Annotated in this window: 6 protein-coding genes; 1 reads left to right on the top strand and 5 read right to left on the bottom strand. The window is 60.7% G+C overall.

The features are described 5' to 3' along the window. Positions 1-209 precede the first annotated feature (209 nt). A complete protein-coding gene (locus H8527_RS03560; RefSeq protein WP_187545656.1) occupies positions 210-1,964 on the top strand; it encodes a M6 family metalloprotease domain-containing protein in 1,755 nt (584 codons plus the stop codon). Between the two features lie 130 nt (positions 1,965-2,094). Here the strand turns inward: H8527_RS03560 and H8527_RS03565 are convergent, their stop codons facing one another. From H8527_RS03565 to H8527_RS03585, 5 genes are read right to left on the bottom strand one after another with little or no spacing between them, the layout of a single operon-like run. Then, positions 2,095-3,240: an ABC transporter permease gene (locus H8527_RS03565; RefSeq protein WP_187545658.1), complete on the bottom strand. Its 1,146-nt coding sequence runs from the start codon at positions 3,238-3,240 to the stop codon at positions 2,095-2,097. Between the two features lie 35 nt (positions 3,241-3,275). Beyond that, positions 3,276-4,367 (bottom strand): ABC transporter permease, encoded by a 1,092-nt coding sequence (locus tag H8527_RS03570; RefSeq protein ID WP_187545659.1) that lies wholly within the window; start codon positions 4,365-4,367, stop codon positions 3,276-3,278. A 45-nt stretch (positions 4,368-4,412) separates the two neighbouring features. Continuing rightward, positions 4,413-5,855, bottom strand: a complete 1,443-nt coding sequence (locus H8527_RS03575) for an ATP-binding cassette domain-containing protein (protein WP_187545661.1) — start codon at positions 5,853-5,855, stop codon at positions 4,413-4,415. A 30-nt stretch (positions 5,856-5,885) separates the two neighbouring features. After that, positions 5,886-6,794, bottom strand: a complete 909-nt coding sequence (locus tag H8527_RS03580) for an HlyD family secretion protein (RefSeq protein WP_187545663.1) — start codon at positions 6,792-6,794, stop codon at positions 5,886-5,888. Beyond that, complete coding sequence (locus H8527_RS03585) at positions 6,787-8,109, bottom strand: TolC family protein (protein WP_187545664.1); 1,323 nt, start codon at positions 8,107-8,109, stop codon at positions 6,787-6,789. Before H8527_RS03585 ends, H8527_RS03580 begins: the two co-directional genes overlap by 8 nt. Between the last annotated feature and the right edge of the window lie 176 nt (positions 8,110-8,285).

Raw genomic sequence — 8,285 nt, forward strand, 5'->3', positions numbered from 1 at the left:
AGGAAACCGTGGCCTTTTTATTCTCTGTAAATCTATTCCGAAGCGACGGGCGTACACACCGAGAGTACAGATTGTGGGAAGAAGCTGTGCGCAGAATAAAAATAAAGTTGTACTTTTGTCGCCCGAAGCACGAATCTACCTTTGAATACGAAGGGTGTTTGTGTGTCTTCAACTCAAAACTCTCTAAATTTATTCTACTCTATCATTTTATGAAGAAAATCTTTACCACCCTTCTGGGCGTGTTCTGCATAGCCTCAGCGCTGGCCATTCCTGCCAAACGGACACCCATCAAGGTGCAGCAACCTGATGGAACGGAACTCACCGTGTTCCTTCGTGGCGACGAGTGGTTTCACTTTTATACTACGGCCGATGGCATTCCCGTGGTGAAAAACGATCAAGGGGCTTACGTCTATGCTACCGCCGTGAACAACACTATGGTGAGTGCAGCGCCCTTCCACGCCGGCCGTATGTTGGCGCACGATGAGGGGCAGCGCAGCGTAGCCGAAAAGGAATTTCTGCAAAGCCTCGACGCTCCCACGCTCAAAAAGCACATCGGCACACTGGCCGCTTCGCGCACGGCGCAGCGCAATCGAGTGCGTGCACAGCGTTCGGTGCAACAGCGGGCTGCCGGAAAATCGACCATCGGCGGCAGTGAAGTGACGGTCGAAGGGAAGAAGCGCGGATTGATTATCCTGGTGGATTTTCCCGACAAAGAGATGCTTACCTCGCAGAGCGTCTTCAACGATATGGCCAATCAAGTGGATTACAAAGGATATGGCAACTACGGCAGCGTGCACGACTATTTCTACGCGCAGAGTTATGGCAAGTTTGACGTGTCGTTCGATGTGGTGGGAGCTTACACCGTGTCTAAGAACATGGCCTATTATGGCGGCAACGACGCAGACGGCAACGACCTGCATCCTCAAGAACTCATTGCCGAAGCCTGTAAACTCGCCGATAAGGACGTAGACTATAGAAATTATGACTGGAACAATGACGGCGCCGTCGATCATGTCTATGTCATCTACGCCGGTTATGCCGAAGCCGCCGATGCCGACGCAAACACCATTTGGCCGCACCAATGGTACCTCAGTGGTGCACAGCCCTCGCTGCGCATGACGCTCGACGGAATGATTATCGACTCCTACGCCTGCTCTTCGGAATTGGACGGAAAGAGCGGCAACGTGCCCGATGGCATCGGTACGATGTGTCACGAGTTCTCCCACTGTCTGGGTCTGCCCGACTTCTACGATACCTCTGGTGACCAATCCAATGTGGGTATGAGCGGGTGGAGTTTGATGGACTACGGTTGCTACAACAATGGTGGCCGCACGCCCTGTGCCTACACCGCTTACGAGCGCGCTTTTGCGGGATGGATGACCCTCACCGAACTCAAGTCGCCGCACGCTGTCAAGGGCATGAAGTGCATCAGCGATGCGCCCGAAGCCTATGTCATCTATAACGGTGCCAACCGCAGCGAATGCTACATCTTGGACAACCACCAAGAGAAGGAATGGGACAGCGATGCCGCGGCTTCGGGACTGCTCATCACCCATGTGGACTATTCTGAGCAGGCTTGGGCAGACAACGTGGTGAACAATGATGCCAAACGTCTGCGCTGCACCGTGGTGCCGGCCGATAATCTCCGTACGCACAACAGTCTTGCGGGCGATCTCTACCCCAACGCTTCCGGCAACAGCGCTCTCACCGACACTTCCAAACCGGCCGCAACCCTCAACACGCCCAATACCGATGGCAAAAAGAGGATGGGCAAATCCCTCACCAACATCACCCAGGAAGACGGCCTCATCTCCTTCGATTTCATGGGCGGCTCTCAGACTGCCATCCATTCCCTCACGACGCCTTCGCCCCATCCTGCCGTAGTCTACGACCTCTCGGGTCGCCGTGTGCAGCGTGCCGACAAGGGCTTCTACATCGTGGACGGCCGCAAGGTCTTGAAGTAAGACGCTGCGTCCGAACGCCCACCCTTACACACCAACGTGGTGCAACCCTCGGTTTCGACCGGGCGTTGCACCACGTTTTTTCTGTGCCTTCGAAGAAACACCGAAGCAGCACAGCTGCCGGAAAACCGGCTCATCCCTGCTTGCGATAGGACAGCGCCGCCCATGTTCCGGAAGCAGCGGCCATCGTGGCGAGGGCAGCGAGCGGCAGACGGAGGTCGGCCGGAGAGGCCCCTTTGAGATAGAGGCTGCGCATGGCTTCCATGAAGTAGCGGAAGGGATTGACGGCAGCCACCCACTGTGCCCAGTCGGGCATCGAAGCCACCGGTGTGAGCAGACCACTCATCAGGATGAAGAGGATGAGAAAGAAGTACATGAGCATCGCGGCCGACTGCATCGTGTCGCTGTGGCACGACACCACCAGCGCCAGGCTCGACACGATGAGGATGAAGAGCATCGCGAAGAGGAAAAGCGCCGCCACGCTTCCCTGCGGCCAAAGCCCATAGCACACACCGGCCAGCAGCAGGGCATAGACGAGGAGGAAGAGGCCCACGCACCAATAGGGGATGAGCTTGGAGAGCACGAAAGTGGAAGGACGAATGGGACTCACGTTGATTTGCTCCATCGTGCCGCGCTCCTTTTCGCCCACAATGTTGAAGGTGGGGAGAAATCCCACCACGAGCACAAGGAGCATAGCGATGATGGCCGGAATCATGTAGTGCTTGTAGTCGAGCGTGGGGTTGAATAGATAGCGCGGGGCGAGCGTCAGTGGCCGTTGCCGTACGGCTGTCACCGCATCGGTCGAAGCACCGCTCGGTGTGTCTGCCGCTCGGACTTTCCCCTCGGCGACGAGCCTTTGCCCGAAGTCGGCCACCACCTGAGAGCAGTAGCCCACACCAAGCCCGGCCTTCGTGCCGTTCACCGCATTGGCCGCCACCGCCACCACCGCGCGGCCTTCCCGCACCTCACGCTCAAAGCCACGCGGGATTTCGAGGATGAGGTCGGCATCGCCCTCTTCCACCAGTCGCAGGGCATGGGCAAAGGACGGCACGGCGGCACGCAGGTCAAACTGAGGCGTGGCGCGCACCTTCTCCACCAGTCGGCGGGAGAGCACACCGCCGGCATGGTCGACCACCACAACCGAAAGGTGGCGCACCTCCTGATTGGCCGCATGGGGAAATACGAGCACCATCATGAGGGGCATGAAGAGGAACAGCTTGGGGAGAAACGTGTTGCGAAAGAGTTGCTTGAACTCCTTTGCCAAAAGATAGCGAAGCATAAAAAGGTCGGTGTTGAGAAAGCGGAGAATAAACCTTATTCCAAGCGGAGCTTATAGTTGCGCAGGGCAATGGCGAGGATGCCCCCGAGCATCACGAGGAGTATCCCTGCCTCGTGCACCACGTGGTCGGGCGTGACACCCTGAATCATGAGTTTGCGCGCCGCTTCTATGTACCACCGCGCCGGCACGAAGAGCGACATCCCTTGCAGAACGTCGGGCATACTGTCGATGGGAAATACCATCCCCGAAAGGTAGAGCGTGGGCAGAATGAGCAGCAGACTCACCATCATGGCCACGAGTTGCGTGCGCGCCAGGGTGGAGATGAGCAGACCGAGGGCCAGGGAGGTGAGGATGTAGAGCAGACTCACGCTCAGAAACACCCCCACGCTCCCCGCGATGGGCACCCCGATGAGCAGGGTGGAGAGCAGGAGCAGTGTGGCCAAATCGAAGCACGAGAGCACGAAGAACGGCACGAGTTTGGCCACCATCACCACCCACGGCGAGAGGGGCGAGACGAGCAGCACCTCCATCGAGCCCATCTCCTTCTCCCGAACGATGCTCACCGCCGCCATCATGGCGCAGATGAGGGTGAGAATCATGCCCAGCACGCCCGGCACGAAGTTGAACTCGCTCCTTTGTTGCGGATTGTAGAGCATACGCGCGGTGAGCCGCACCGGTGCCACGCGGGCGCCATCAGCGGCCGATTGCAGTAGTCCTTGCAGATAGTTGAGACGCATCGAGGCCTGATTGGGTTCGCTGCCGTCGAGCAACACCTGCACAGCCGGGGCAGCATCGGGGCGAAGGGGGACGGCACAGTCGGCGTTGAGAACGAGCGCTGCATCAATATCACCGCAGCGGAAGGCATGATCCATCTCCTCGGGATGGCGGGCGCGGAGAGCAAGGGTGAAGCGTGGGTTTTGATCGAGCCGCAGGAGCAGCGCGTCGATTTTCGGGGTGGGGTGGGGCACGAAGACCGCCACCCGCGTGTTGCGCACATCGGTGGTGATGGCGTAGCCAAAGAGGAGAATCATGAGGATAGGCATGACCAGCAGGATGAGCATCGTGCGCCCATCGCGGAAGATGTGGAGAAACTCCTTGCGAACGAAGGAAAGAAAGGCTTTGAGCATGAGAGGAAAGGAAAAGGAGATACGGCCGACAGACGCCTGCAGACGCTACGAGCGGCGGGCAGTGCGGGCGAGGGCGAAGAAGACATCATACATCGACGTCGCGCCATATTGTGCTTTGAGGCGGGCGGGCGTGTCGAGGGCAGCAATGCGGCCGTCGACCATGATGGAGACGCGGTCGCAATAGTCGGCCTCGTCCATGTAGTGGGTCGTGACGAAGATGGTGATGCCGCGGTCGGCAGCGTCGTAGATGAGTTGCCAGAAGCGGCGGCGGGCATCGGCATCCACACCGCCGGTGGGCTCGTCAAGGAAGACGATGGCCGGATGGTGGAAGATGGCTACGGAGAAGGCCAACCGCTGTTTCCACCCGAGGGGCATCGTCCCCACGAGGGTGTGGCGTTCGGCCGCCATGTCGAGTTGCACCATCAGTTCTTCGGAGCGCCGGGCGATGTCGGTGGGCGACATTCCGTAGATGCCCCCGAAGAGACGGAGGTTTTCCTCCACCGTGAGGTCGTCGTAGAGGGCAAAGCGTTGGCTCATGTAGCCGATGCGGCGCTTCAAGGTTTCGGCTTCCCTGGCCACGTCGCAGCCCGCCACCACCGCCCGTCCGTCGGTGGGGAGGGAGAGCCCGGTGAACATACGCATTGCCGTGGTTTTGCCCGCACCATTTGCTCCGAGAAAACCGAAGATTTCGCCCCTCCCCACCTCGAAGGAGATGTGGTCGCAGGCGGTGAACGTGCCAAATTGCTTGGTGAGCCCTTCGGCCACGATGACCGGCCGTGCGTCGTCGGGACGAGGGCGTGTGGTGAGGGTGGTTTCGGGCGGCAGCACCTCGGTCGGATCGCCCACAGCCGTCACCTGCCCTTCGGCCAGCAGTGCAACGCGGCGGCAGAGGGCTATCTCCTCTCGATAGGGCGTACTGGCCACGATAGTGAGCCCCCGCTCACGGTTGAGGCGACTAAGCATCGCCCAGAGTTCGCGGCGCGACACCGGGTCGACCCCCGTGGAGGGCTCGTCGAGCAGAAGGAGGCGCGGTGCGTGGATGAGGGTGCAGCAGAGGGTGAGCTTTTGCTTCATTCCACCCGAGAGTTTGCCGGCCGGCCGGTCTCGGAAGGGCGCCAGTTGGTCGTAGATGTCGCGGATGAAGGGATAGTTTTCCGCTACGTTCACCCCGAAGAGGTCGGCAAAGAAGTGGAGATTTTCGGCCACGGTGAGGTCGCGATAGAGGGAGAACGTGCCCGGCATGTAGCCGATGGAGCGGCGCAGGCGGCGGTAGGAGCACACCACGTCCTGCCCGTCCACGACCGCCGTGCCGCTGGTGGGCAGGAGGAGGGTGGCGAGGATGCGGAAGAGGGACGTCTTGCCCGCGCCGTCAGGCCCCACGAGGCCGAACATTTCTCCCTCCTCGATGTCGATGTCGATGCCGCGGAGGGCGTGGATGCGGCCGTTGTCGTAGGTTTTGGTGAGCTGTCGGATGGAGATGAAGGACATGATTTTTTTCTTCGTGCTGCAAAGGTCGGATTATTGTTGTACGGCAGGAGGGGCAAAGCGCACCTCGCCATACATGCCGCGCTTGATGAGGCCATCGTTGAGGACACGCACCTTGACGGCGTAGACGAGGTTGGCGCGCTCATCGCGGGTCTGGATGGTGCGCGGGGTGAACTCCGCCTTGTCGGCTATCCACACGAGGGTGCCGGGGTAGGCTTTCTTCGCCTTCGTCCCTTGGTCGGCATAGACGGTGACCTTCTGTCCCAAGCGCAGGGCGGTGAGTTGCGGCGCGTCGACGTAGGCGCGGAGGTAGAGTGTGCGGAGGTCGGCCAGGGTGAACAGCGGCCGTCCCGGGGCGGTGTACTCTCCCTTTTCGGCAAAGGTGGCGACGACGGTGCCCGTGATGGGGGCGGTGATGCGGCAGTTGCCAATCTGGTGGTCGAGCTGTGCGATTTGCTCCACGATGGCGTTACTTTGTGCTGAGAGGCTGAGGTTGGCCGCGGCGAGTTGGCTCTGCTGGGCCGCCATCTGCCGCTGCACCACCGCCATCTGCTGTTCGATGTCGTCGAGCTGCTTGCGCGGTGCGGCCTTGTCGGCCACGAGGGCGGCAAAGCGTGTGCGTTCGTGGCGGAGGTTGTCCCATTGTTGCCGCAGCGCCGCCACTTGTCGGTCGGTGTCGAGGCGGCGGGCGTCGGTGGCACTGATGTTGGCGCGCAGCTGGCGGCGTTGGAGGGTGAGGAGCGTACTGTCGATGGTGCCCACCACGCTGCCTGCGGTGAACGCTTGCCCCTCTTCGACATCGAGGGAGAGGAGTTCGCCGGCTTGGCGGGCAGAGACGGTCACTTCGGTGGCTTCGAAGACGCCCGTGGCATCGGTTTGCGAGGCATTGTCGCTGCATCCGGTGAGGAACAGCAAGGCAGGGAGGAGGAAAGATTTATTCATGATTGAGGGTGTTGCGGAGTCGATAGAGGGCTTGAAGGAGTTGGAGATGATGGGCCGAGCGGGCCACGCGCGCTTGGTCTTCGCGGGTGAGGTCTTGCAGGAGGGCGTGGGCATCGGCCGTGCCGTGGAGGAGGCGTGCGGCTGTGGTTTCCCGCACCTTTCGGCAGAGGTCGATGAGGGTGTCGTCGGAGCGGAGGAGGGTGCGCAGACGGAGGATTTCCTCGTCTTCCTGTGTGGCTTGGAGCGTTTGGTTGAAGCGAAACACCTCTCGCGCCACCTCGTTCTGCCGGCGTGCGGCAGCCAGTCGGGCGCGGTCGTTGCGGTAGGTGTAGAACGCCGAGAGGTTCCACACAGCCCGCACGCCGACCAAGGCATTGACCGACCAGCGGCGGCGGTACATGTCGTTGAAGAGGTTGAGCCCGGGATAGCCGTACCACCCTTGGGCAAAGGCGCTGACGCTGGGGCGGAGCGTGGTGTGGAGCAGCTGATCGCGGCGGTCGAGGAGTGCAGCGCGGGCGTCAAAGAGGGCCAACTCGGGGCGGTGGATTTCCAGGCGCGACACCGCCGCAGGCTTCGGGCATTCGAGCCGTTGCACCTCGCTCTCGCTGCGCCCGATGAAGGCCGCGAGCAGGCGTTGCAGACTATGGCGCTGGGCGCGGAGGGAGAGGGCGGTTTGCTCGGCCTTCACTCGCTCGGCTTGCAGAGTGATGACGTGGCTTTCGACGGCAATGCCGGCCTGCACAGCCGCTGTGAGTTGGCGCACGTTGTCGGCAAGGAGGGTTTGCAGGAGGGTGTTGTTGTCGAGCTGTTCGTCCACGAGGAGAATACCGAAGAAGAGATTGTCCACCCGCTGCCGCAGGGCATAGAGTTGCACGGCCATCTCTTGCTGCTGCACGTGGGCATCGGCCTGTGCCACAGCCTTTTGGGAACGGATGTGTCCGCCGTCATAAAGGCGCTGATCGAGATTGAGCGCGAGTTTATACTGGTCGCGCGCCATCCCTTGTGGGACGGTTTGCCCGGTGGCACGAAGCATCTGCGTGAGGGCGTCGGGCCATTGCGCGACGTCGCTTTGCAGGGTGGCTTGTGCCGAAGCCGTGATTTGCGGCAACCAGCCCTTTTGGAGGTTGGCCAGCGTGAGCGCCTCGGTTTGCCGAATCAGGTCGGTTTGCCGCACCAGCGGGTAGTGCTGCTCGGCGAGCCGGTGGCACTCGTCGAGGGTGAGTTGTGCACGCAGTGGAAGGCCTGCAAGCACCATCATGGCCAAGAGGAGCAAAAGATGGTGGCGGAACGTGGGGAGGGAGGAGGCAGAAATCATGAGTGTGAAGGATGGTTGATGCTGCAAAGGTAGGCGCTTTGTAGGACGGTGAAAAGGTTGATACTTTCGATAGATTGAGCAATTTCGCAGGTGGGGCTGTTTTTCAAAAAAGAAATTGCCGAACAAGGTGCTGAAAGCCAACAGCCGAACCGACATGGCGTGTGCGTGGACTTACT

This window comes from Alloprevotella sp. Lung230 (assembly GCF_014385435.1).
Classification (GTDB): domain Bacteria; phylum Bacteroidota; class Bacteroidia; order Bacteroidales; family Bacteroidaceae; genus Alloprevotella.

Excerpts from the sequence above, each read along its gene's own strand:
- H8527_RS03560 (WP_187545656.1), top strand. The coding sequence starts at position 210 with ATGAAGAAAATCTTTACCACCCTTCTGGGCGTGTTCTGCATAGCCTCA.
- H8527_RS03565 (WP_187545658.1), bottom strand. The coding sequence starts at position 3,240 with ATGCTTCGCTATCTTTTGGCAAAGGAGTTCAAGCAACTCTTTCGCAAC.
- H8527_RS03570 (WP_187545659.1), bottom strand. The coding sequence starts at position 4,367 with ATGCTCAAAGCCTTTCTTTCCTTCGTTCGCAAGGAGTTTCTCCACATC.
- H8527_RS03575 (WP_187545661.1), bottom strand. The coding sequence starts at position 5,855 with ATGTCCTTCATCTCCATCCGACAGCTCACCAAAACCTACGACAACGGC.
- H8527_RS03580 (WP_187545663.1), bottom strand. The coding sequence starts at position 6,794 with ATGAATAAATCTTTCCTCCTCCCTGCCTTGCTGTTCCTCACCGGATGC.
- H8527_RS03585 (WP_187545664.1), bottom strand. The coding sequence starts at position 8,109 with ATGATTTCTGCCTCCTCCCTCCCCACGTTCCGCCACCATCTTTTGCTC.